Annotated in this window: 22 protein-coding genes and 3 pseudogenes; 13 read left to right on the forward strand and 12 right to left on the reverse strand. The window is 70.6% G+C overall.

Annotated features, from left to right (window positions below):
* Nucleotides 1-130 precede the first annotated feature (130 nt).
* Complete coding sequence (locus tag ACQPZG_RS00160; RefSeq protein ID WP_433543680.1) at nt 131-502, reverse strand: DUF4190 domain-containing protein; 372 nt, start codon at nt 500-502, stop codon at nt 131-133.
* A 1017-nt stretch (nt 503-1519) separates the two neighbouring features.
* Between ACQPZG_RS00160 and ACQPZG_RS00165 the strand changes: the two genes are divergently transcribed.
* Together ACQPZG_RS00165 and ACQPZG_RS00170 are read left to right on the forward strand one after the other, a co-directional pair.
* A complete protein-coding gene (locus ACQPZG_RS00165) occupies nt 1520-2050 on the forward strand; it encodes a DUF421 domain-containing protein (RefSeq protein ID WP_433543681.1) in 531 nt (176 codons plus the stop codon).
* A gap of 513 nt (nt 2051-2563) precedes the next feature.
* Nucleotides 2564-2710 (forward strand): annotated as a pseudogene (locus ACQPZG_RS00170) (ion channel); the annotation flags it as partial.
* On the opposite strand, the pseudogene ACQPZG_RS00175 reads toward ACQPZG_RS00170, so the two are convergent.
* A pseudogene (locus ACQPZG_RS00175) lies at nt 2706-3213 on the reverse strand (hypothetical protein); the annotation flags it as partial. The pseudogenes ACQPZG_RS00170 and ACQPZG_RS00175 sit on opposite strands and share 5 nt — an antisense overlap.
* A gap of 154 nt (nt 3214-3367) precedes the next feature.
* Nucleotides 3368-3973 carry a hypothetical protein gene (locus ACQPZG_RS00180; protein WP_433543682.1) on the reverse strand — a complete coding sequence of 202 codons (606 nt, stop codon included), beginning with the start codon at nt 3971-3973 and terminating at the stop codon, nt 3368-3370.
* Nucleotides 3974-4140: 167 nt separating this feature from the next.
* On the opposite strand from ACQPZG_RS00180, the gene ACQPZG_RS00185 reads away from it, so the two are divergent.
* The 3 genes from ACQPZG_RS00185 (at nt 4141) to ACQPZG_RS00195 (ending at nt 6588) form a co-directional block, all read left to right on the forward strand.
* The gene (locus tag ACQPZG_RS00185; protein WP_433543683.1) at nt 4141-5376 is read left to right on the forward strand and encodes a helix-turn-helix domain-containing protein; all 1236 of its coding nucleotides are present in this window, start codon (nt 4141-4143) and stop codon (nt 5374-5376) included.
* A 445-nt stretch (nt 5377-5821) separates the two neighbouring features.
* The gene (locus ACQPZG_RS00190; RefSeq protein ID WP_433543684.1) at nt 5822-6010 is read left to right on the forward strand and encodes a hypothetical protein; all 189 of its coding nucleotides are present in this window, start codon (nt 5822-5824) and stop codon (nt 6008-6010) included.
* A 233-nt stretch (nt 6011-6243) separates the two neighbouring features.
* The gene (locus ACQPZG_RS00195; RefSeq protein WP_433543685.1) at nt 6244-6588 is read left to right on the forward strand and encodes a hypothetical protein; all 345 of its coding nucleotides are present in this window, start codon (nt 6244-6246) and stop codon (nt 6586-6588) included.
* 87 nt (nt 6589-6675) lie between these two features.
* Here the strand turns inward: ACQPZG_RS00195 and ACQPZG_RS00200 are convergent, their stop codons facing one another.
* On the reverse strand, nt 6676-8415 hold the full coding sequence (locus tag ACQPZG_RS00200) for an immunity 49 family protein (RefSeq protein ID WP_433544572.1): 1740 nt from the start codon (nt 8413-8415) through the stop codon (nt 6676-6678).
* 58 nt (nt 8416-8473) lie between these two features.
* On the opposite strand from ACQPZG_RS00200, the gene ACQPZG_RS00205 reads away from it, so the two are divergent.
* Nucleotides 8474-8878: a hypothetical protein gene (locus ACQPZG_RS00205; protein ID WP_433543686.1), complete on the forward strand. Its 405-nt coding sequence runs from the start codon at nt 8474-8476 to the stop codon at nt 8876-8878.
* An 84-nt stretch (nt 8879-8962) separates the two neighbouring features.
* Here ACQPZG_RS00205 and ACQPZG_RS00210 read toward each other — a convergent pair whose 3' ends face one another.
* The gene (locus tag ACQPZG_RS00210; protein ID WP_433543687.1) at nt 8963-10558 is read right to left on the reverse strand and encodes a PQQ-binding-like beta-propeller repeat protein; all 1596 of its coding nucleotides are present in this window, start codon (nt 10556-10558) and stop codon (nt 8963-8965) included.
* 871 nt (nt 10559-11429) lie between these two features.
* Between ACQPZG_RS00210 and ACQPZG_RS00215 the strand changes: the two genes are divergently transcribed.
* The 3 genes from ACQPZG_RS00215 (at nt 11430) to ACQPZG_RS00225 (ending at nt 15154) form a co-directional block, all read left to right on the forward strand.
* A complete protein-coding gene (locus ACQPZG_RS00215) occupies nt 11430-11561 on the forward strand; it encodes an azolemycin family RiPP peptide (protein ID WP_433543688.1) in 132 nt (43 codons plus the stop codon).
* 100 nt (nt 11562-11661) lie between these two features.
* A complete protein-coding gene (locus ACQPZG_RS00220) occupies nt 11662-13914 on the forward strand; it encodes a YcaO-like family protein (RefSeq protein WP_433543689.1) in 2253 nt (750 codons plus the stop codon).
* Nucleotides 13915-13996: 82 nt separating this feature from the next.
* Nucleotides 13997-15154 carry a SagB family peptide dehydrogenase gene (locus ACQPZG_RS00225; RefSeq protein ID WP_433543690.1) on the forward strand — a complete coding sequence of 386 codons (1158 nt, stop codon included), beginning with the start codon at nt 13997-13999 and terminating at the stop codon, nt 15152-15154.
* 595 nt (nt 15155-15749) lie between these two features.
* Here the strand turns inward: ACQPZG_RS00225 and ACQPZG_RS00230 are convergent.
* Genes ACQPZG_RS00230 through ACQPZG_RS00240 form a run of 3 tightly spaced genes read right to left on the reverse strand, consistent with a single transcriptional unit; the run spans nt 15750 to nt 17956 of the window.
* A complete protein-coding gene (locus tag ACQPZG_RS00230) occupies nt 15750-16118 on the reverse strand; it encodes an STAS domain-containing protein (RefSeq protein ID WP_433543691.1) in 369 nt (122 codons plus the stop codon).
* Nucleotides 16115-17602 (reverse strand): PP2C family protein-serine/threonine phosphatase, encoded by a 1488-nt coding sequence (locus ACQPZG_RS00235; protein WP_433543692.1) that lies wholly within the window; start codon nt 17600-17602, stop codon nt 16115-16117. Before ACQPZG_RS00235 ends, ACQPZG_RS00230 begins: the two co-directional genes overlap by 4 nt.
* Before the next feature lie 42 nt (nt 17603-17644).
* Nucleotides 17645-17956: a hypothetical protein gene (locus ACQPZG_RS00240; RefSeq protein WP_433543693.1), complete on the reverse strand. Its 312-nt coding sequence runs from the start codon at nt 17954-17956 to the stop codon at nt 17645-17647.
* A gap of 668 nt (nt 17957-18624) precedes the next feature.
* Here ACQPZG_RS00240 and ACQPZG_RS00245 point away from each other — a divergent pair.
* Complete coding sequence (locus ACQPZG_RS00245; RefSeq protein WP_433543694.1) at nt 18625-19023, forward strand: hypothetical protein; 399 nt, start codon at nt 18625-18627, stop codon at nt 19021-19023.
* Nucleotides 19024-19561: 538 nt separating this feature from the next.
* On the opposite strand, the gene ACQPZG_RS00250 is transcribed toward ACQPZG_RS00245, so the two are convergent.
* Both ACQPZG_RS00250 and ACQPZG_RS00255 read right to left on the reverse strand, forming a co-directional pair.
* Complete coding sequence (locus tag ACQPZG_RS00250) at nt 19562-20125, reverse strand: AAA family ATPase (protein WP_433543695.1); 564 nt, start codon at nt 20123-20125, stop codon at nt 19562-19564.
* 4 nt (nt 20126-20129) lie between these two features.
* Complete coding sequence (locus ACQPZG_RS00255; protein WP_433543696.1) at nt 20130-20351, reverse strand: hypothetical protein; 222 nt, start codon at nt 20349-20351, stop codon at nt 20130-20132.
* Between the two features lie 159 nt (nt 20352-20510).
* On the opposite strand from ACQPZG_RS00255, the gene ACQPZG_RS00260 reads away from it, so the two are divergent.
* Nucleotides 20511-20714, forward strand: coding sequence for a hypothetical protein (locus ACQPZG_RS00260; RefSeq protein WP_433543697.1), 204 nt, complete (start codon nt 20511-20513; stop codon nt 20712-20714).
* 102 nt (nt 20715-20816) lie between these two features.
* Here the strand turns inward: ACQPZG_RS00260 and ACQPZG_RS00265 are convergent, their stop codons facing one another.
* A complete protein-coding gene (locus ACQPZG_RS00265) occupies nt 20817-21785 on the reverse strand; it encodes a transposase family protein (RefSeq protein WP_433543698.1) in 969 nt (322 codons plus the stop codon).
* 46 nt (nt 21786-21831) lie between these two features.
* On the opposite strand from ACQPZG_RS00265, the gene ACQPZG_RS00270 reads away from it, so the two are divergent.
* The gene (locus ACQPZG_RS00270; RefSeq protein ID WP_433543699.1) at nt 21832-22491 is read left to right on the forward strand and encodes an MSMEG_1061 family FMN-dependent PPOX-type flavoprotein; all 660 of its coding nucleotides are present in this window, start codon (nt 21832-21834) and stop codon (nt 22489-22491) included.
* 171 nt (nt 22492-22662) lie between these two features.
* On the opposite strand, the gene ACQPZG_RS00275 is transcribed toward ACQPZG_RS00270, so the two are convergent.
* Entirely contained in the window at nt 22663-22896 is a 234-nt protein-coding gene (locus ACQPZG_RS00275; RefSeq protein ID WP_433543700.1) for a hypothetical protein, read from the reverse strand.
* 342 nt (nt 22897-23238) lie between these two features.
* Here ACQPZG_RS00275 and ACQPZG_RS00280 point away from each other — a divergent pair.
* Nucleotides 23239-23429 (forward strand): annotated as a pseudogene (locus tag ACQPZG_RS00280) (NF041680 family putative transposase); the annotation flags it as partial.
* Nucleotides 23430-23455: the final 26 nt, after the last annotated feature.

Below are 23455 nucleotides of genomic sequence, written 5' to 3' on the forward strand. Positions count from 1 at the left end.
CCGGAACGCACGACGGCCGCGCTGTCCCCCGCCGAACGGGTGGGAAGCGCGGCCGTGCCGGGGCCGATGAGAAGTCACAGTCAACAAGAGCGCAACGCTTCACCGGACGCTCGTCCTGAGGGGCGCAGGGTCAGTTGTTCATGTCCTTGTTGAAGTCCTTCTCGCATGCGGTGCGCTCGCTCTGCGTCTTCGCCTTGCTGGCACACTCCTCGAAGCTCTTGAACTCGGTCGAGTTGAGGAACGAGACACCCATCGCGATGATCACGATCGACCCGATGATCCCGACGGCGCCGAGCCCTGCACCGATGACGGCCATCTTGCCGTTCGGGGCCCTTCCGCCGCGTGCCTTGCGTGCGGCGATGATGCCGAGGATCACTGCCACCAGCCCCAGCAGGATGCCGCCGAAGATGGTCAAGAAGGTGAGAGCCGCCAGGATGCCGAGGACCAGCGCCGCGATGGCCATCCCGTTCTTCTGCTGCGCCTGGTTGTGGGAGAAGGACATGCCCTCACGCTCATCTCTGTGTCCGATCCGACGGGTTGTCGTACGAGGCGCATGTGCCCACCCTCGGGTGCAGAATGCACCGGCACTCAGGCGTTACCGGGCCGTGACACCGAACGGTGCGCGCGACACGCTGAGTTGCGGCACCGGATCGGCGGGGCCGCAGCGGAGAAAGCCGAAGAGTCCGTTCTCTTCCCTTCCCCCTTCCAGCCCGGCCCGCTCCTCAGCTTGCTGCCGGTCGCGTTCCTTGTAGCCGGCGCAGGGACTGCAGTCGCCGCCTCGGACCAGGGGTGTTTCCCACCTGCCGTCACTGCCCCGGTGCCCTGAGCCAGGTCACACAGCCGCAGGTCGGGCACGGCCATGCGGCCTCGCAGCCGGTTCTCGAAGCCCGGGTCTCCACGCCTTGGGTACTGCCCGAGGGGCGCTCGATCTCCACGACCGGGGGCCACGTCAGGCAGGGCATGCGGCCGCCGCCATGTACGGGTCGTCAGGCCGCTGACGGATTCTGCCGAGTCGCCCCCGGGACCGTTGGGATCTGCTCCCCAGCCAGTGACAGCAGCGAGCGAACGACGCCTGCTGCGCCACGCCCGCAGCACAGCGCCATGGTGCGACCTCTGCTGTCTGGCTGCACCACGCGGACACGGCCGCCATGGGCGTGCGGCCACGCTGTCGGAACGGGCATCCGTCAGAGTGCGGAGTGAGCGAACGTCTTTCGGTCGGGCGCTCCTTGCCGTCGGTGTCCTTCACCCTCCGCCGCGAGATGCGGGAGTGGCGGCCTGGCCGGCGCTGCAGCCCAAGGCGCCGTGCAGGGCTCCGCCAGGACCTTCATGGACCGGGTGACGGACAAGGTCTTCAGCGATCCGCCCGACTGGCTCAGGGCCCTCTGTCACGTCCTGGGCCTCGGACAGTAGAAGCAGCGGCCGGGCGGAACACGGCCTGCCCGGCTACGCTGTTGCCGCACTGGCGTGCCGTGGGCATGGCCGAGGGGCTGGTTGTCGCCTTCTCGGGTAGAGGTTGGGCATGTTCTTCGACTCCTGGTCCGACAGGCTGCGGGTGGCGGTCATGGCCGTGTGTGCCTATGCGGCACTGATTGTGGTGGTGCGGCTGTCGGGTAAGCGCACGCTGGCAAAGATGAATGCCTTCGATCTGGTGGTCACCGTTGCTCTGGGCTCCACTCTGGCCACGATCCTTCTCAACCGCAGCGTCTCCCTGGCCGAGGGAGCTCTCGCTCTGGCATTGCTGGTGATCTTGCAGTTCGTCAACGCCAAGGCCGCAGTCCGCTACCGCTCTTTCCGGCGCGTGATCAAGGCGGAACCGTCGTTGCTGCTGAGTGAGGGACGCATGCTCACCGAGGCAATGGCCCGGCAGCGGATCACGGAGAGCGAAGTACTCCAGGCGATCCGCTCACAAGGAATCGGCGCAGTCGAGGACGTCACCGCGGTGGTACTGGAGACCGACGGCAGGTTCAGCGTCCTCAGCCGGTCCCAGACCGGCTCCGGCAGCTCGCTGAAGGACGTGGGCAGGCCACTTCGAGCGCAGCCGGACAGTTGATGCGTTGCACCGGAGAGGTCCGCGTGCAGACTGAGCAGGTCTGCGCACGAGAGTGCTCACATGCCATTTCGGCAGGGGCGGAAACATCGGACTGCCCCAGTCGTTGGCCGCCGGACCCTCTCGGGCAGCTACTCTTCCAGCCCGCGTCTCGGCTGAGCGGAGCAACACCTCTCTGCACAAGCCAGCAAGTGCCGACCACGCCCGTGGTCCATACAGCTAGTGCCCTCGTAGCAACTGCCGCGGGCCGTACCGAGGTACCCACATGAACTGGTTCGTCTCCGTGGTGGGGGTCACTCTTGTCTTGGTGGCGTTGCGCGACGTGTTTCACACGCTGTGGCATCCCAGCGGAGCGGCAGTCTGAGCGCACTGGTGCTCCACGGGCTGTGGCGCTTGTCCCGCCGCGTCAGCAGGCCGGGCCTCTCCGCTGTCGTCGGGCCGATAGCCATGGTCGCGGTGATCGTGGGATGGACATCGATGGTCGTGGCCGGCTGGACGCTCATCTACTGGGCCCACATGCCCGAAGGTTTCTCCTCCAGCCCCGCCCTCCAGCCCCGACAGCGTGCCGACCTTCTCGACGCGCTCTATCTCCCACTCGTCGGCGTCGCCACCCTCGGCTTCGGCGATATCGTTCCGACCGATGCCTGGCTCCGCATCGCCGCCCCCCTCCAGGCCCTGATCGGATTCGCCCTCCTGACCGCGGCGGTCTCCTGGGTGGGACAGACCTACCCGGCCCTGGCCCGCAGGCGTGTCCTGGCCCTGCGCCTCGCATCACTGCGCACGGCACGGGAGGCCGCGGGCCCGTCCGACTGGCAGAAGGACCCGCACCTTGTGCAGCACGGCGACGAACTGCGGGCTGTCGGCAGCCTGGCCTGCGGTCAGCACGAACGCCAGCGGACGGCATCTGCGGTCCGCAGCGGGATGAACCTTGCTCGTCAGCCCGCCACGGGATCTGCCGAGCAGGGCTTGCTGCAAGCGGAGCCTGCGTCGTCGCCTGATGTGCCGCCGCTCTTCCCGGTCGGAGTTTTCACGTCCGCCCTGTCCGTTCTGTTCCGGCCGGCCGCCCCCTTTTGCCGGGCCCGCTCCTGCTCGGCGGCGGCTTCCTCAAGGGCGTCCATGACCTCCTTGCCGATGCGCATCCCAGCGGCGTCGTGGTGGGCACGGACGACGTCGCGCGGCGACCGCACATCGGCCGTGCGCAATCCCGGCAGCAGTCCGGCCCCTCTCCGCCGCCGACGGAGCAGGTGGGCTCGACAGCGGCGCGCCCGGGTTCCGGCCGCGCCGCTGTCGAGCTGTGGTCAGCCCTCGGGGAGCCCCGGGTCAGTGGAGCTTGTTGACGGCGGTCTTCGTCGTGGTGCGGAAGGCGGTCAGCGGGGCGTCCTTGAGGTCGCCCATCTGGCCCCAGCGGACGAGGGTGACGGTGCGGCCGTCGCGGCCGACGGAGAACAGGTGGATGTCGGAGATGCCGATCTGCGGGTCGGCGGTGTCCAGGCTGTAGACCCAGGCGCCCTCCTCGACGGCGAGCTTGCCGTGGGAGGCGCTGACGGCCTGCAGGCCCGGGTTCTGCTGCTCCAGCAGGGGGCCGCAGCCGGCGAGGGCCCCGCGGAGGGTGTCGACCAGCTTCACGGCGTCGGCCTCGGTACGGGCGACGGTGGTGACCTGCACGCCATTGGTGTCGAGCTCGGTGCTGAACTCGCGGTAGCGGGTGTTCTGCGCCGGGATCTTGTACGGGGCGCAGAGGACGCCGCCGTTCTCCGGGACGCCGGTGAAGACCTGGGTGGCGGTCCACGGCGTCGACGACGGCGGCATCTGGGAGGCGGCGAGGAAGGCGGGCTGGGCAGCGCCCTGCGCCGGGGCTGTGGCGAGGGCCGCGAGGCCCAGTGCGGCAGCGGCTGCGGTGGCGAGTGCGGTGCGGAGCTTGTTCATGGTGGTGGATCCCCCGTCGGGTCGTTCGTTCGGTCAGTGCTCAATCAGCGTGGGGCCGGCGCCCGCCGACTGCAACGATCACGCACCCACCAGCCGTCCCGGAACCATTCCACCCCCGCTGACGTGCAAGGACGTGAAGGCTGGGACGCAGGGTCGAGGGGGATGGAATGCCGAAGGACACCGCCGTCGAGGAGTTCGCGGGGCTCGTGCGCGCGCTGAAGGCGCGGGACGGGAGGAGTTACGAGGCGCTGGGCCGGCGGCTGTGCGTCAGCGCGTCCACCCTCCACCGCTACTGCTCGGGCGCGACCGTCCCGGAGGAGTTCGCCGTGGTCGACCGCCTCGCCCTGCTGTGCGGGACGGACGAGGAGGAACGGCGGGCCCTGGAGGCGGCCTGGACGGAGGCGGACCGCGCCCGCCGCCGAGCGGCCTCGCCCGCGCCCACGCCTGTGCCGGCCGTATCGGCCGCGCCGGAACCGAACCCGGAACCGTCCGCGCCGGAACCGAGCCCCGGCCCCGGGCCCGCCCCGGGCCCGACCGCGCCGGACCCGTCCGCCGCGGAACCGTCCGCGCCGGACCCGTCCGCGCCGGAGGCGCCCCGCGCCCGCCCCCGTCGTGGTGCCCCCGCTCCCCTCCTCGTCGCCGCCGCCGTCGCCCTCGTCGTGCTCGCCCTCGCCGCCGCCCTGCTCGGCCACCCCACCCGTTCGGCTTCCGCCCCCGCTCCCGCTTCCTCCGCTCCGGGGCGGACCGAGGCCCCCCTCCCCTTCACCTGGAGCATCGGTTCCCAGCTCTGGGAGGGCGGCTGCGGGCACACCTACCTCGTGGACCGGGCCCCCCACGCGGTCGCCCCGCCGCCGGTCGCGGCCGACTCCGGGACGTGGGCCGGGACGCACGGTGCCGTGCACGGCGGGGAGGCGCTGGTGCGGATCACCGTCCAGGGCCGGTCACCGTCCGACGCCGTCGTCCTCCATGCCCTGCACGTGCGCGTGGTCGAGCGCGCCGCGCCGCTGCCGTGGAACGCGTACCGGATGGACAACGGCTGTGGCGGCGCCGTCACCCCGCGCCACTTCGCCGTGGACCTCGACCGGCCGCGCCCGCTCGCGAGGCCCGTCGACGGCCTTGACGCCTCCGGCGCCGAGGTCCGGAAGATCCCGGCCGTCTCCTTCCCGTACAAGGTCACCTCCTCCGACCCCGAGGAGTTGCTGGTCTCCGCGCGGGCGGCGGGCTGCGACTGCCGCTGGTACCTGGAGCTGGAGTGGAGCGCCGGAGGCCGTACGGGGACGGTGCGGATCACGGACGGCGGGAAGCCGTTCCGCACGAGCGGGGCCAGGGGGAGGCCGACGTACGTGCACGACTCCGCCGAAGGGCGCTGGATCGCAGACCCGGACTCTGGTCAGACCGGGTGACCGATGAGTGATTTCCGCTGACATAGGCTCAGCAAGCGCTTAGCCACCTCTTTCTCCCTCTCGGACATCGCACGCCAAGCGGTGAAGACCTGGACGGCGTCCGGTTCGTCGTGGGCATGGACCACGAGGGCGCCGTGGCCGGGCCCACCGCGGCGACCTCTTCGACCGCGATGGCAACATCGGGCCCACCGTCACCCGGGGTGCTGTTCGAGGGCGGTGATTTGAGCAAGTGGCTTCAGCGGCAGAAGAACCCGGGCACCTGGGCGCAGCTGTCGACCGAGCAGCAAGAGCGGCTGTCGAAGCTGGGCGTACAGCCCGCCCAGGCCGTGGCGCTCGCGGCCACGCGTAGTCGGCGGTGGCGTCGTCCGGGGCACCCTCGGCACATGGTCGCCACTGCTCACGCTTCCGCCGCCAAGAGAACAGATCGGCACCGGAGAGAACGAACTTGTCGCAGTTGTGGCAGTCGAGGCTCCAGGGGCAGGCACCGCCGTCGACGACCGGCTGGAAGGTGCAGAACCCGCCCTCGACGGCCTGGTCCCACAAGGTGACGGTCCGCAAGCAGTGGCTCGACAAGTGGACCGACGACACGGGTACTGTCGACCTTCCGCCGACCCACAGGAACAGTCCGAAGTAAGCCCCTGTGTCGTGGTCGAGGCTCCTGCGGTCGTGGACGAGTCTCCGCTGTGACCGGGCACCGCGCGCGAGCCGCCCGCTGGGTACGGGGCGTCCTGTCCGCCGATCGTTGCCGGACAGGACGCCCAGTCGCAGTGTTGGGGCAGGTGGGGCAGCCACGTCTGAGTACGCCACCCAGGGGATCTGAGTGGCCGGACTGCTGTGCGCCGCCAGCCGTCCGGAGTGGATGAGGGCATGAACGACGTATCCACTGCCGTCCCGCTCCACCCGGTCCAGTCCGAGCCGCCGACCGACCGCACCCGGCTGTGGGCCGCCGTCGCCGCCTTCCTGTTCGTGCCAGCGGCCGTGGTGGCCGGAATCCCGACGCCGGCCTTGGAGCAGGCCTCGCGGTGCGTGACCTACGGCGAACAGTGCACGCCGGGGCTGCCCGGCTGGCTGTTCGAGTGGGGCACCTGCGTCGGCGCGGTAGCGCTCCTGGTCGCCCTGGCCGCGCCCTCCGTGCGGGTGCGCCGGGCCGCGCTCGCCGGCCAGCTTCTCGCCGAGGCCACCGCGCTGATGGTCATCCTCAGCCACGCGTGATCCGGCTGCAGCCGGCGGGCGCACCCCCGCTCGCGTTCTGGCGTACCACGGGCCAGAGCCGGTGTCCCACGGGCCGCCCGGAACGCCTCAGAAGGGTTCGGCGGCCGCCCGCAGGAGGTCCGGCGGAAGGTAGGGGGACTCGACGCGGATCGCCCAGCCGCGCCGGCGCGCGTGGCAGGCCAGGGCCAGGACGTCGAGGTTGACGGACGCATCCGGATCATCGGAGCGGTCGGCGACCTGGTAGTAGGCGCGATGGGCTTCGAGCGCGTCCGCCAGAGCGAGGTTGAAGCTTTCCTCGTCGCCCTCCACGAGCTGTGACAACAGCACGGCCGGCGGCATCGCGAAGCCCCAGTCCCTCGCCTTCTCGGCCTGCTGCAGCGCCCGCTGCGCGGCCGCTTCGGGCTCGGCACCCTTCAGGTAGGCGTGGAGGGCTTCGCGGTATGCGGTGAAGGCGGAGCCGTCCGGGCAGGCGAAGGCCGGGCCGGTGAGGACCAGCGGGGCGAGGTCCTCGCGGACGCCGGTGATCAGGGCGAAGTCGGTGGCCGTCTGCCAGTTCCCGGGGCCGGCCTCCCGGCCCCGCTGAGCCGGGCAGCGCAGCGTGCGGCCGCCGACGGTCACCTGGACCTCGGTGCCCGGCTCCGCCAGCGCGATGCGGAACAGGGCCGCCCCGAGGCCGGAGGCCAGCCGGAGCGTGGCGAGTTGAGCGTCCGTGATGTCGCCGGGGTTGCCCGCCCGCCACTTGAAGAGGCGTTCCTGATCTCCCATGGCGTCGCCGAGACGCCGGACAGTGAGGGGCTTTCCGTCGGCGGGGGTGAACGCCTCGCGCAGGTGGTCCTCGTATACGGCCTCGATCTGCGGGACCCCGTCCCGCTCGCAGGCCGGCCGTTCCACCACCAGCGGGCCCGCGGCGAGCGCGGCGGCCGCGTCGGGCCTCCGGCTCCGGCCGAGCCCGGCGACGCGCGGGCCCTGGCTCTCGAAGCCGGTGATCAAGGCGTGTGGGAGGTAGTCGGTGCGCACAGCCGGTGCCCAGCCCAGCGTCCGGTACGCGAGCGCGGCGAGGGCGATGGGGACGAGCGGGAGCAGCGTCCTCGGGGAGGCTGTGGGGCCGTGCAGGGCGGCATACCTGGCCAGGAGGTCGGCAAGCGCGCCCTCGAAGGCCTCCCGGTCCTCGACGACCAGGGCGCGCAGGGCGTGGAGCGCCGTACTGTCCGCCCTGTCCAACAGAGGCCGGCCGGTCTCGGCGGCGCGGGTGCGGACACGGTCCAGGGCCGCGTCGACGGCGGCGAGCTTGGCCTGTGCGCTCGGCGGATACTCCTCGTCGTCGCCGGTGTCGTCCAGGACCACGGCCGTCAATCCGGTGGCGAGCTCGCCGGCGGGCGTGCTCTTCGCCTGCTCGGCGAACTTCCGCCGGGCGAAGTAGAAGGCCTCACCGTGGAACGCGGCCTTGTCCCGCAGGACCGCCAGGCAGAGCGCATCGATCCACTGCCCGGTCGTGATGCTCTCCTGGGGGGCGTCATCACCCCGGTCGTAGCTCGTGCCGAAGTTCACGTACTCAAGGAAGACGTGGAAGCTGCAGTGCGGGTGATACGCGGCGTAGGCGACGGCGCCTGCCGCTGCTTCGGAGGCGTCCTTGAGTACAGCCTGGGCCTCCGGGGTGCCGAGGCCGGGGGTTTCGACGGAGAGCGCCCCCAGGTAGTCGAGGAACTCCCCTGCGATCGACTGCCATTCGTAGGTGGCCATCCGGTCGGCCTTCGACATGGACCGCACCTGACCCCCGATGCGGTTCGTGAAGTCCTCGCGCGCCGCTGACACGACGGCTCCGCCCACCTGGTGACGTTCTATTCGCACTGCCCTGCTCCTTGACCGAATTTTCACGACAGCCTAGGTGCGGGCTCTGACAGGCCCCTGGTTGGCGGCCTGGCACACCGGCCCCGCCTCGGTCCAGTACAGGAGCGTCGACCACCACCTTTGCCCGAGTGCTGCGCTGTTCGTCGTCCTGATCGGCGCTGCGGGCGGCAAGCGGAGCGCGAAGGGCGTAGGAATGGACCTCTCACCGCCGATCGAGCCGATGCCGACCCGCCCCGTCACGGCCCTGCCGGCACCCGGCGCGCGGCCCGTGCTGTTCGAGCAGAAGGCCGACGGCTTCCGGGCCCCGGTGTTCACCGGGCCGCACCGCCACTGCCCGGCCCCGGTGCTGCCCGGTCGACGGGTTGCCGTACTGCGTAGTCGTCTCTCGCTCCTTCGGATCGGTTCGCTTCAGGACCCGGTCTCGGGGCGGTCGGCTTCCTAACGCCCGGCTGCCCCGAAATCCTTTCCCAGGCGCCGAGTTGGGAATGGTGCGCGGGCTGCGGAGAACAAGGCGTCGCTCCCGGTCTCATGGGCGGGGCCAGAACTCCAGAATCCGGCCGTCGACGGTCCCGACGAGCAAGTGCCCCCGGGGTGTCACAGCGAGGGACAGCGCCGTGGTCGGTGCTCCGTCGACCTCGATCTCGGTGTGCCACCGCACCGAGCCGTCGGCGGCGTCCAGCGCTGTCAGGGCGCCGGAGTTGTAGGCCACGTAGACGGTGTCCCCGTCGGCGTCGAGGGCCGTGACGGGATGGTCGGTGCGGTGCTGCCACCACACTGCGCCGTGCAGGGACCGCCGTACGACATAGGCACCACCGGGCTGGAGCCCGTGACCGTGGTGGACCGTGCCGGCATGGACCAGGGACTGTCCGCATTCGACGGCCGGCCCCCCGAAATGATGCTCCCCCGGCACCCAGGAGTGCGGGAAGAGCCGCCGCGACGTCCCATCGGCGTCCAGGGCGGTGACCCACTTGTCCTCGTGCGGCGCGTCCGGGTCCGTACCCACGAGGACGTACGGGCGGCTCGCGCGACGGACGGGGAACGGGTGATTGAACAGGTCGAAGGAACCGACCGGCGGGCCGTTCACGAGCCCGTCGAGGTCGGACATCAGCAGTCGTTCGGCACGCTTGCGGCCGTGCAACGGCCTGAGAACCGGCCTCTGGCCGCCTGCGACGAGGGCCGTGCACACCCCCGGACTCAGCGTCTCCAGCACCTGCCCCGTGTCGACGGCGACCCGGGCGACCCGGGCGACCCGGGGTGCGGACGTCTCCCTACTGCCTCCCGTACGGCGACGGCGACGTTCAGCGTTGGTCCAGACCGATGCGCCGTCGGGGGCCAGAACCAGCTGCCGGCCGCCCTCCTCGTCCCCGACCGCCCACTGGAGCTCTCCTGACGGCAGCCACGACTCCACCAGAACCCCGTCCAGAGCGGCCAGCACGCGGCCGTCCTCCGTGCCTTCGACGGCCCACACCCGCCGACGTACGCACCACTGTCGTCCCGCCGAGGACGCGAGGTCCGCGAGGTTTCGACGGGCCGCCACGCTGTGGTCCTTCCGGACGACCGGCTCCGCGGGGGCGGCCAGTTCGTCGGCACTGATCGTCCCCCGCGCGACGGCGCCCCAGTCCGTGCGCGTCACGACGACCGCGTGCCCCTGCTCGGGTGCCCTCGGGTTCTCCCAGTCGTCACACGGCGCCAGAACAAGACGCAGTGCCGTATCGCTGCACCATTCCAGGTCGAGCACCTCCCGCGGGTGGGGCAGGGCGGACACCACGTCACCGGAGTCCAGATGGACGACCAGCAGCTCACCGTCGAACGAGTAGCCGCCGTCGTAGCGCCCCGTGCCAACGGCCAACAGAGGAAGAACCGGGTGGAAGGCGAGAGAGCGGACGGGGTACCTCGACCGCACCAGGTGCCTGCACCGCAAGCCGTCCCGCGCGTAGACACCGATCCGGTGCCCCGTCCACCGGGAGTCCGCGGTCCCACTGCCGCTCCACTGGACGATGCCGAGGTCCCCACCCACAGCGACCGTCCCCGACCGCTCGTCCGCGACGGCCAGAGCAGGTACGCCGATCTCGGCGAACGGGCCGCCGCCGAGCACGCGGCGGACTGTCGGCACGAGAGTCATACAGAGCCCTCCCCGGGCGGCACATGAGCTGCCGCCGTCCCGGGCGCGGCACGGCGGCAGCTCATGATCCCGTCAGGCGTCAGGGCGCGCCAATGGATTTCGCGCGGACGCGGCTCCGACCGTGCAACGGGTGCCCGTCCGGGGCAGCGTGACGAGCCGACGGCATCGCGGCCCCCGGTCTCGCGAAACACTCACTTCACGAAGAAGCTCTCCCACCCCCTCGTGAGCCCGCTCGCGGCCCCCGTCGTCCTCGCACGGCTGTGGACTCGCCCGCCGCACGTCGCCGGTCGGCACACTCGGCTGCCGCACCGATCCGCCCGTGCGCGGCGTTTCCCTCGACGGCGCACCGCGGGTCGGCCGCTGTCGGGTGCCGTGGCACCAGGAATTCATGTGCGGGACGTGTAGCGTTCAATATCTTCGGTATGCGGCTCGCGACTCCGATTTTTACGGGAAGGCATCTCGCGGCCGGCCGAAAGAAACGTATCGTCGCCGTTCGCAGTTGTCCTCCTGCTTCCTCTTCCTGCGCCTCCTGACTGTTCCCGGACATCGGGAATGTTCCGCTTTATCGTTTCCGCAATGTCATGTCGGGGTGCGGTGCTCCAACGCTGTGACCTTGGAGATGTTGCAGTTCACCAGTGGTACGGGCGAGGTGGAAGATGCGTGGGATTTCTGTTCACGAGGGGCGCGGACGGGAAGAGGAAATGCGCTCCCTTAATTCGCTGGAAAGCTCCTCTTCCACTCTACCGTGGGGTTAGATTCCCGATTCCTTGCCTATTTTCTTCCGGCTCCCATTCAATGGAGGACACCGCCAGGGTGGCGGGTCGCCGGTGCGGTGGCACCGGTGGAGAAGGATCCGAAAGAGGTGTGAGTCATGGAATCCACGAGCCAGGTCGTCACGACCGACGTCGAGTCGCTGTTCGAGGAGATGGCGGTTCCGGAGAACGAGGAGGCCTTCGCGGGCCACAGCTGCCTGTGCTGGGTGGCCGAACCCGAGGCGTCCTAGCCCGGTAAGCCCCTGGCCGCCGCTTGCCCGGCGGCCAGGGGTGCCGGCGCCCAGAGCCCCAGCTGTGAACCCCTCGCCCCGCTCCAGGAAGGCGGACCCCATGGATGCCGAGACGGAACTGCGGCCCGACGTACGACTCGTACCGCGCGACGACATGCTGTACGTCTGCGCGAGCACGGGAACGCTACGGGTCCCCGTCCCCCTCCCCGCGCCCGCCGACAACAGCGACACCGGCACCGGCACCGGCACCGGGACAGACGCCGCCACTCGGCGCACGGACAACGTGCCCGACGCCGTGGTGAAGGGTCTGCGTTCCCGGGGGCTCGCGTACGACAGCGGGCGGCACGTCCACCCGCTCTACGGCGAGTTGGCGGCCGGTGAGGGCCGGACGGTCGCCGTGGCACCGCAGGCACTCGGCGACCCGCTGGGCACGTTGCTCGGACGTGCGGGCGTACGGACGGTGCCGGACGCAACCTCGGAGAGGGCCGCCGTCACCGTACTGCCGCTCACCCTGCCCGAGGAGCACCTGGTACGGCAGACGGAGGCGGCACTGAAGGGCGGCACACCCCTGGTCGTGTACCTGAGCACCCCCACGCGGCTGCTCTTCACCACGCTGACCCCGCCCGCCACCCCCTGCCCGGTGTGCCTCGTCCGCCGCCTGCGCGCCAACCACTCCTGGCAGGCCATCGCCGGCCTCCCCCTGGACACCCTGTTCGGCGCCGCGCACGGCGACGGTTGCCCGAGCACGGTCGTCGCCGCGGGACTCCTCGCACACGAGGTACTCGTACTCCTGGGCAGCACACCACGGCCCGCACCCGGCACACCGGCCGGCACCGACGCGGACGCGCCGAACCACCCCGCCCGCACGGTGCTCACCGAACTCACGCACGGTTCACTTGAGCGCACCGAACACCGGCTCTTCCACCTGCCCGGCTGCCCCGTCTGCGCGGATCACGTCACGCCGCTCACGCATGACGACACCACCCCGCACGACAAGGACCACGCCGTCGCGCCGCCGGGGAACGACGACGAGGCAGCACGGAGGGACGACGCCGCCTGCTGGGAGCGGATGCGGGACGCCGTGGACCCGCTCACCGGCATGGTGCCCCAGCTGCGGGTGGACGAGTGCGACAGCGACCTGGGGGGTGCGACGTACGCCCGTACCGCGGGCATGACGAGGACGAGCTGGTTCTCCCCCGTCACGGCGGAGGCACGTGGCGGCGCGGTCAAGAGCGACCCGGTGACCGCTCGTGTCTGCGCGGTGGGCGAGACCCTGGAACGGTACGCGGCAGGCGTCTACGATCCGCGCCGGCTGGTGCGCGCCTCGTTCACCGAGCTGGGCGAGGACGCCGTGGACCCCCGTGCGCTGCCGCTGGGTTCGGCCGCGGAGTACGCCCGGTACAGCCGTCTCGCCCCGTGCGACCCGGACGCGCAGATCGACTGGGCGCCCGGCCGGTCGCTGGTCACCGGCGACCTCCGGCACGTCCCCGCGTGCGCCGTGTACCTGCCGTACCGCTTCCCGCCGGGACACCGCGCCTGGTACGACCCCATCTCCACCGGTCTCGCGGCGGGCAGTGGTTACCAGCACGCGGTGCACGGCGGGCTGATGGAAGCCGTCGAACGGGACGCCACCGTCCTCTTCTGGGAGAACCGTCTCACCCTGCCCACCCTCGACCTGGACACCCTGCCCGACGGCCCGGCCCGGCGCATCGTTGTCCGGATGCGGGACCAGGGCGTCTCGGTCACCGCGAAGGACCTCACGACCGATCTGGGGATTCCCGTGGTCGGTGTGCGCTTCCTCCGGCACACGGAGAGGCGGCCTGTCGTCACGCACGCCGCGCGCGCCGGCCTCGACCCGCACGCGGCCCTGCTCGGAGCGCTGGAGGAGGGGTGCCTGGGCTGGGCGGGGGCCCGGTTGTGGCAGGAGCACCTCGATGCGGGCGAGTCGATTCCCGGTCCCGACGACGTACTCACCTCACTCAAGGAGTTCTCCCTCTACTACTGGGCGCCCGACCGGGTGCGGCACCTGAAGTTCTGGGACGAGGGCCCGGTACGGGACGCCCCGGCGGCGCGTGCGCCGGCCGGGTTCCGGGCGGAGGTGACGGAAGCGGCCCGGCGGCTCGCCGCGCGGGGGTACGAGGCGGTCGCCGTCGACATCACCCCCGTCGACGTCGCCGAATGCGGCGTCACAGTCGTCAGGACCGTGGTGCCCGGACTGTGCCCGATCACCTTGCGCAGCGACTTCCACCGACGGGGCGGGCCGCGCGTCTTCGACGCACCCGTGGCCATGGGCGTGCGCAGCACGCCGCTGACGGAGGCGGAACTCAACCCGCTGCCCCTGCCGTTCCTGTAACCACCGCCACTGCCCACACCCCTTGGCCCATCCCCCCTGCCGCAGAGAGGACACGACGAAACCAGTGAAGTCCGGTCACGATGTGCAGGCACACCCGTCGACCCCCGGCCCCGGGCATGACACCGGGCAGATCGTCCGCTACTCCCGCAACCCCGACGTACTTCTGGAGTGGCAGGACGGGGCGGGGCCCGTCCTCATCGACTGCCGCCACTGGCGCAAGTTCGCCGCCGGCCCCCGCCTGCTGGAGCTGCTGAATCTCCTCGACCGCCCCCTGACCGCCCGCGAAGCTCACACGAAGTGGAACGGCAGCGCCGAGCACATCGCCGAAGGGGAGGCTGGTGACGGGCACGACGGCAGAGGGGACGGGAGGGAAGACGCGGTGACGACGACCCGGCGCATGCTGGAGCGACTCGCCGACGTCGGTCTTCTCCGCGCCTCGTCCCGCGCAGCCCCGCCCTCGCTCGGACTGACGCCCTACGATCTCGCCGCTCACGCACGGGCCGGGCAGGGGATGGCTCCCGGCACGGGAAGGGGCCCCGCTCCTTCGGCACGTCTGCGCCATCCCCACAGCACGGACAGTGTCGCCCTCGCCGCGGACGACCGTCTGCCCAGCGGGTCCCTGCGCGGCGTACTCGACCGGCGGCGTTCCCTGCGCGGCTACGCGCCGTCGCCCCTGCCGCTGGACCTTCTCGGGGCACTCCTCGGCCGCTCCGCGCGCGTCCGCGGCCGGCTCGGCCCCGCCGAGTACGAGCAGACCCAGCGCCCCTCGCCGTCCGGCGGCGGGCGCCACAGCATCGAGCTGTACGTACTCGCCCGCGACGTCGAGGACCTCGCGCAAGGCGCCTACCACTACGACCCGTTCGACCACGTCCTGCACCGCCTCGCCCCGTGGGACGAGGAGGTGGCCGACGTACTGCGCCAGGCCGTCACCGTCCCCGCCTACCTGGAGGAGCCACCGCCCGTAGGCATCTACCTCGCCTCCCACGCGGCACGCACCGGCTGGAAGTACGAAGGGCTCGCCCTGAGCCTCATCTACCGGGACGCCGGCTGCCTGCTGCAGACACTCTGTCTCACCGCCACCGATCTCGGACTCGCCGCCTGCCCCACCGGCACCATGCGGCCGACCGGACCGGTGAACTTCCTCGCACCCCATCAGGAGATGCTCCTGCACGTAGGGAATCTGGCCCTGGGTATGCCCCGCCCCGGCGCCGCTCCGTCGCCTCCGCAGCCACTGGTCTGAGGTGCCGCATGCTCGGGCTGCTCCACCACTGCTTCCTGGGCCGGGTCACCGCTCCTCCTTCCAGAGGCGCGACGGCCCGCTCACCATCGCCTTCACGTCGGCGGCCGGCGACGGCGCGTACAGGATCCCTCCACGGAGGGGTGCTGAGCCGGTTGAGCGACGGGAACGCACTCGGGCGCGCGCCGTCCGACCGGGGAGCGCAAGGGAGGACCGGGAGGTTTGCCCGCCGGCAGGAATCGCGTCACACCGCCCGGCCGGGGACTCCTCCGTCGTCGTCCCCGGTCGTGTCCCCGCGTCGACCTCCTGCTGCTTCACCCAGTTCCGCAGCGTCTCGCGGGACCCGATGCCGAGCTTTTCGGTCACCACCTGCGCAGCGGCCGCCTCGTTCGGGTGGTCGTCGCACACCACGGCGACCATGCGCACCGCACGGCGGCGGAGCTCAAGGGGGAACGGGAAGGTGGTGCCATGACTCGATCCCTTTCATGAAACCGAGTCTCCATTCGAGCCGGGGCGATTCAAGTAGCGGGGACGCCGGCCGCGAGTCGTCGGCTGAGCTGCGCCGTCTCACTGATTCTGCCCTCGCCAGTGAGGCGGTTCACGCGGTCGTGCGGTTGCTCTGGATTGCGGCGAGTGCGGCGTCGGCGGTGGGGTGGGCGGGGAGCAGGGTGTCCATCCCGGTGACGCTGAGGAGGCGGCCCAGCCGGTCCGGGATGGCCGCCAAAGTCAGGGAACCGCCTGTTTCCTTGGCGCAGCGCCAGATCCCGATGAGGGTGCCCAGCCCGGAGGAGTCGCAGAAGGTGACGCCGGCCAGGTCGGCGACCAGGTCGGGGTGACCGGCTGCGATGAGGTCCAGAGCGCGGGCCCGTACGGCGGGTGCGGTGGCGATGTCGAATTCGCCGGACAGGGCGATCACGGCCAGGGTGGCGTGGGTGTGTGGGACGTCGATGTGGAATGCGTCGGTCATGGGCGTCGGTTCTCCTGCCCGACAGGGGCGTCGGCGGTCGGGGCGGCGGCGCTGTGAGCGGTGGTGGTGATGCCCGCGGGGGCGGCATCGGGAGTGGGGACGGACAGGGCCAGCAGGGCCACGTCGTCGCGTTCGGTGTCGGGGAGGGTGTCCAGGAGTGCGACGGTGTCCGCGATCAGGGCAGCGGCGCTGACCGGTGCCGGGCGTTGGGCCAGGAAGTCGGTCAGGCCGGTGTCGGCGAGCATGTCGCCGTCGGCGGTGCGGGCTTCGGTGAGCCCGTCGGTGTACAGCAGCAGTCCTTCGCCTGGTGCGAGGTGCAGGGTGCGTGAGGCGAAGGCGGCTTCGGCGAACGCGCCGACCAGCATGCCGCCCTGGGCTCGGGCCGCCTCCACGTGCACGCCACCGTCCTGGGTGGGGCTGAGGTGGTAGGCGGGCGGGTGGCCGCCGGTGGCCAGCGTGACCGTGAAGCCGCCGCCCGGGACAGGGTCGAGCAGCCCGAAGACGGCGGTGCAGAAGCGGGTGCCGACCGACGCGTCCAGCAGCAGCGCGGTGTTCAGCGCCTGCAGCGCGGCCATCGGGTCCGCGTCGACGAGGGCGGCGGCGCGCAGCGTGTAGCGGGTGAGTGAGGTGACGGAGGCGGCTTCGGCGCCCTTGCCGCACACGTCGCCCAGGAAGAACGCCCACCGGCCCCCGCCGACGGGGAAGACGTCGTAGAAGTCACCGCCCACGTCCTGCGGGGAGGCGGTCTTGTAGTGGCAGGCCAGCTCCAGCCCGGGTACGGCGGGCAGAGCGGGAGGCACCAGGGTGCGCTGCAGGGTGGAGGCGAACGCGGCGATGGCCACCTTGTCCCGCTCCGCACGCTGCCGGGCTTCCTCCTCCGCCCGGCGCCTGTCCTCCTCGACCTTGCGGCGCTCCTGCTCGGCGCGCACGACGTGCAGCGCCGACAGCCGCAGTTCCAGCTGATCGCGCACCACCGCGGCCAGGTCCGCGAGCGTGGCCGAATCGGCCTCGGTCATCTCGCGGGGGCGGGTGTTGAGGACGTTGACCGTGCCCAGCCGGTACCCGTCGGCAGTGACGATCGGGGCGGCGGCGTAGAACCGTACCCCCATCGGGCCGGCGACCAGCGGGTTGGAGCAGGCGATGGGGTCGAGCAGGGTGTCGGGGATGACAGTGGTGTCATCGGTGAGCACCGCGGAGGCGCACAGGCCCGGATCCCGGCCGATCTCGGTGACGCCTTCCAGGCCGTGCGTGGCCTTGAACCAGATCCGGTCCTCATCCACGATCGTCACCGTCGCCACCGGCACCCCGAACAGCCGCGCGGCCAGTGCTGCGACCCGGTCGTAGGCACCGTCCGGAGGGGTGTCGAGGATGTCGTAACGGCGCACCGCCGCCATCCGCGCCGCCTCCACCGACCCAGCCGAAGGCTCGCTCGGTGCTATCGCAGGCGGACTCGCTTGTTGCGGCATGTTCCTCGTCTCGCTCATCCCCCCCAGGGCACCGACCGGACAGCCAGCACCCCGGGAACTCTACCGAACACCTCCGCGCCCCGATCCGGCAACAACAGGGCCGCCCGGCCGGCCCGGAGGCGGTCGGAACAGCGCTGACGGACTTGAGGCGGTGACAAAGTGCTGCTCAGCGAGCGGAAGATCTTGCAACCTGCGCTGGTATCGGTCGTGGACCAGGTCCGAGAAACCGCCGCAGTCAGGACACGCGCCCCCGGCCGCGCGGCCTCTCGCCATCACCTCGACCGTGCCGAACGCGGCCGTAACCGCCTCGACGTCCACCTCGTCGATCCCGTCGAACGCCAGCGAGTCCCAGAACGGTGCATCGGTCTGCATGACCAGCACCATCACTGTCCACAACCGACCACGGCGGCGTCGATCAACAAGGGCCTGAGGGAGCGTCACTAGCGGCTGTCAGATGCCAAGGCGCACGCCGTCTCACACGAGCCAACTGCCCGCGATCGAACGAGTATCAAGGTCACGCTCTGCGGCCACCCCCGGTCTGTGCCAGAACTGAGAGATGACGTCATCCAGCAGCGGGTCTGACCACCGTTCCATGAACGGTCTGCGCGGCTGCTGTACTGCTGGTGGATCTTCCCGCCCGACGAAGGGACCTGCGTTGTGCTGACCGGGACCGGCCGGGAGCGCCCGCTGAGGGAGGACCTGAGGAGGACTGATCGAGAACTTCGCGACCAACCCGGTGACCGTTCGCGGTCACGGCACCAACGTTCTCCAGGGGGCTGATGCCAGAGATACCGGGCGCGCGTGAAGAGTGGGAGCGGCTGGGTCGCTTCATGCAGACGCAGGTGCGTGTGCTGGTTGCACGGCTGACGCCGGGAGCGAGGGTGTCTCCGCAGGGGTTGGGGGTACCGTCCGTGTCTGATTGGCATGAGCCACTCCAGTTTCACCACACGATGACCTTTCGTGGCGCCCGGCCTGAAGCCGTGGCTCCGGCGGAGATGGGACAGCGTGCGGCGGAGGCAATGACCGCTGCGGGCTAAAGCGTGGAGGAAGAGGTCGCCGAAGTTCACTTCATCACCGGCAGACTCGACGGCCTCGTCATCCGGGTGCGGATCGCCAAGATCTCCGACGTGGTGCTCTACCAGGCGCAAACGCCGTCGATGGCCCTTCACACGCCTGAAGTTCTCGTCGGACCAGACCCTGTGCGGACCGCCGACACCCTCGCTCCCGGATACGTGCTGTGCTACGAGTGCGACGGCCCGGGCTGGTGTACGACCTGCTGGGGACGTACCTGGGTGCCGGACGTTGAACGGGGTCGGCGCAGCTGTTCGGAGTGCCACCGGGACCGGGTGTGCCCGATCTGCCGCGGTAACGGCGAAAAGCGCGCGGCCACGTTGCAGTACTACGAGCGAGGCTACTGTCCCGAGCTTGCGGAGGAGTGACCTGACTGCCGGTTACCTCATGAATTCCCGTTCCGTTCGGCATCTCCCACAGCCCGTCCGGAACAATCCAGCCCCGCCTCCCCTGACTCGTGTGGGGCAGTCCTGCCCAACCTCAAACCAGGGGACACCGTCCAAGAGGCGGGGACACAGGGGGAGTTCTGCTCCGTTCCCGGCCCCGGTGGCAGTTCTCCCGGTCGACTTCAGGATCAGGACGTCACGATGTCCCAGGTCACCAGGGCTATCACGACGAGGAACACGCCCACCGTCACACGAAAGCGCAACTGCTGATAAGTCATACGCCTGCGCTGAGCTGCCATGCATTCCACCCCCGGGTCAGAACTGACTGGCCGTAGTGTCGTAGGCAGACGTCACGCTGCACAAGGGGGCAGCCCGTTCCCAAGGAGAACGGGGTTCCCGCTGAGCAGCGGGTTCCCCAAGCAGCCACTGGGCCTCCTCCTGCGCGGTCAGTTGCGGTGACGCGGTCCAGTCGCGTATCGAGGCCCCTTACGAGCCGGACGCGAGTCGTCGAAGGGCATCGTCAGCGGTCGATCGGGGGGATCTGGTCCAGCCCGCTTTCGCGCAGGATCTGCTGCATGGTGTTGTCCTGTGTGCTGGTCGCGCCGATGGCGCTCTCCAGGCCTTCGGGCAGCAGGTCCTTCTCCCGGTACCAGTCGCTGAGGTGATCGGGGGTGACGTGGGTGAGGTACTCGGCATCCGTCTTCGTCGCATGCCGCCGCACCGTCTCCGTGTACGGCACGTCGAGGTAGTAGCAACGCGAGACCCCACGATGGGCACGCACCAGGTTCTGGAGCATGGGGCCGTAGCGGTCGGCGTACAGGATGCCTTCGACGACGACGTGGAAGCCGTTGTCCAGGGCGTAGCGGGCGGTGAGGTCGATCAGGCCGATGTTGGCGCCGCCGGGCCGGTCACGTTCGCGCAGCACCGTCCGGCGCAGGTTGTCCTGGCCGACGATGGCGAGGTTGCGTCCGAACTGCTCGCGCAGCCCGGCGGCAACGGACGATTTTCCCGAGGCGCTGTTGCCCCGGACCACGATCAGGCGCGTGTCCTCGGTACCTACGGTGCCGGGTGCGGTGAGTGTCACGCGGTCACGCTCTCCGGGCGGGGTCGCGCAGCGGTACCAGGCAGCCGTTGCTCTCGGCCACCCCACAGCCGGGGACCGCGCCCATGGTGGCATCGATCTGGGCGGATACGCGTCCAAAGTTCCTACGCTGAGCCAGCTCCAGGCTCTTGTGGGCCTCCTTGCCCGAGCCTTTCGCCCCCGTGTCGATCTCACGCTTGTTGATCCTGTTGATTCCGCTGCGGGCCACGTGCCCTCCTGCCGGGGGTACTTCAGCCAAGGCTACGGACAGGGTCCGACAACGGCCGTGCCTTCCATCGGGTCGCCCAGGGGGTGCGCGCGATCTCGCTGGGAACTCCGTTGGCGTACCGGTGCGTATCCGGGCACGTCTGTAGGCGTTGTGGAGGTCATGACTCATCCCCAGACCACTCCACCCGCGCACGGTGCGGCAGAGAACGCCGGTCCGCTGCTGCCCTTGCTCACCCTCTCCGAAAGTCATGACCTGCTGCGCCTGTTGCAGCTCGTCGCTGACGAGGACGACGAACTCGCCGAGGAAGCACACTGGTTCGCCCAGCAGCTCACCTCCCGCATCCCACCGGAACCCGCCGGCTAGGACACCGCGGGGGCGATGTGTGCCCGACCCCAAGCCATGGCCCGACCCCACGCCATGGACCGGGCCGGGCGCACACGCGGTCTCCTGACCATAGCGGCAGGCTCAACCGCTCGCGGCCGGGGCTGCGGGCCCGGCCCGGGAGAGTGCCGGGGCTGCGGGCCCGGCCCGGGAGAGTGCCGGGGCTGCGGGCCCGGCCCGGAAGGGTGGCCGGGCCCGCAGTGCGGGCGGCGTGGCTATGAGGGCTGCAGGGCGCCGCGGTCGAGGCCCTGGAGGTAGGGCGGCCAGTCCCGTGCCAGGCTCGTGGTGATCGCCGTGTGGACGTCCGCGCGTACCTGCGGGGTGACGTGTTCGACGTCGCTGCCCGGGTAGTACAGGCGGATCCCGTCGCGGCTGGCGTCGCACAGGGAACTGCTCCGCGATGCCCTCGGTGCGCACGGCGCTCCGGTCGTGCATCCGACCTGGGCGCTGGGCCCCGGGCCACAGAGTGCGACCCTGGCCGTCGCTGATCGTGGTGGTCTTGACGGTGTTCTGCCTGCGCTTGCCGGAGACGAAAGCTCGCCGCCGACCGGGACAGCCCGCGTGCAGGCGGCGGACCTGGGTCTCCATCCCGTCGATCCGCAAGGTGACGTCCTCGGCTGCGTCATGGGCGGACACATCCTCCAGGGTCCGCAGCCGGATGCCGGGCCGGTCGGGGACGGCGAACCCACGATCCGCCGGCATCGGGCGGACTTCCCGTATCGCCCGGCCGGTCGTGGAAGAGCCCACCTCGTAGTGCACGCCCAACGCCTCATGGGTGAGCCCAGTCCGCAGATGGACCAGTGTCACCAGCAGCCAGTCGGTGAGGACCAGTTCGTACTTCGGCCCGACCCCCGCCTCCCGCCGACGGTCACCCTTACGTCGCCTATGGCGCCCGGACTCACCGCGTGCCACCCAGCGTGGGGCGAGCCTGCGACCAACTCGCCCAGATGCTGGCGCGACAGTCCGCAGAAGGCAGGATGAGCCATGGCCGCGCGGACCTTCTTGACCTTCACACGCCCGACAACTCGCGAGGCCGTCTCCATGTCCCCACATTTATTGACCAAGATCGATTGTAGGTCGGCCCATTAGGGTCGGAGGCATGACGACACCCCTTGCCAGCAGCGCCTTCGACTCGCTTCGCCTTGACGCCGTTCCCGACAAGGAGATGCTGCGCCGGGCCTACGGCCTCCCCAGCGACGCGGCCGTTCGCAAGCAGATGACCGAACTCACTGAACAGACACAGCGGTTGATCGGCTGTTCATCACTGGTCCTGGTCGCCAGCGCGGACGCGGAGGGCAACTGTGACGTCTCCCCGCGCGGTGGCCCCGCCGGGTTCGTTGCCGTCCTGGACACACGGACGGTGGCGATACCGGACGCGACCGGCAACAAGCGTCTGGACACCCTGCAGAATGTCATCACCACCGGACGGGCCGGGCTGCTGTTCGTCATCCCGGGGCGCGCCACGACACTCAGGGTGAACGGCCGAGCCTGCGTCTCCACCCGCCCGGAGCTGCTGTCGCAGCTGACCGCCGTGGGCAAGCCGCCGGCCAGTGCGCTGGTGCTGGGGATTGAGGAGGTCTACCCGCACTGCCCCAAGTCGCTGCTGCGCAGCGGAGCCTGGAAACCGGAGCAGTGGCTGTCGGCAGATGCCCAGCCGGCCTCGGCCGAGGTGACCCTGGCCCAGCTGCGGATGCCGGAACTGACGATCGCCGACATCGAACAGGCGGAAGCGGATTCGCTGAAGTACCGGTACGAGTGAGGAGCCAACCAGCGATTGCCGAACCACCAGCAAGCCGAGCCCGACGCCGGGCTCCACTCTCATCCGATGGACATCAGTGTGGAGTCCACTCCAGCCCGACGCGCGCCGCGGGGGAGCCCACCCTCTGGGTGGCGCCCCACCTGGACGCGCGGTGGCGTCTGCCGTGTCGGTTCACCCGTGGTGGCGTCGGCGCAGACGCGCGACCCGCCACAGGTTCGGCCGACCGCCGGGGTGCTGCCGGGAGCGGCGGCGGACCGGCGGCGGCTTCCGGGAGGAAAACCGCGCCGCGCGCGGTCGGCTCGCGGCGACGAGCTCCTCCAGGTGCTCCAGGTGCTCCAGGTGCTCCGGGTGCTCCGGGTGCTCCGGGTGCTCGGGCAAGAGGTACGCGGGGATCGGGCCGACCATCGTGGCTCCGGGCCTGGGTGGGTCACGTCCCGGCACCCCTGCCGCTCCAGGCCGACTCCAAAGCCGCGCCGCCGGTCACGTCCCGCCCATTGGTGCGGCCACTGCGCCGTCCGTCCCACGAGGCGGAACATCGGCTGGTCCGGCCGTCCGGGGGCACACACGGACGCCCCACGGGCGGCTGGTCCGTGGGGCGTCCGAATAGTGCGCCGGTCAGCTCTGCATCACGGCCTTGAGGTCGCCCGGGCTCAGCTCGTTCGTACCGCGGTCGGCTGAGCTGCTCTGAGCTTGGCGTTCAACATCGCAGGTCACTCGACCTGCTGCGAGAACGGCCGCTGCTCATGAGTGTCCCTGTCGAGGTGTCCGCGGGCGAGGCGTTGGGGCGTACTGTCCCGCTTTCGGGTCGAGTTCTACGTTTCCCTCCACGCCCGCCCGGATGCGCTCTTCGAGCTCACCGACGCGATCCTGTGCGCAGACGGTCTGGTCCGCATTTGGTCGAGCTGTCGCCGGCACCCGAGCACGGCCACGGAACCGGTGACGGTCAGTGGCTTGGTTCACGCTC

It is taken from the genome of Streptomyces sp. CA-294286 (genome assembly GCF_050947155.1).
GTDB lineage: Bacteria > Actinomycetota > Actinomycetes > Streptomycetales > Streptomycetaceae > Streptomyces.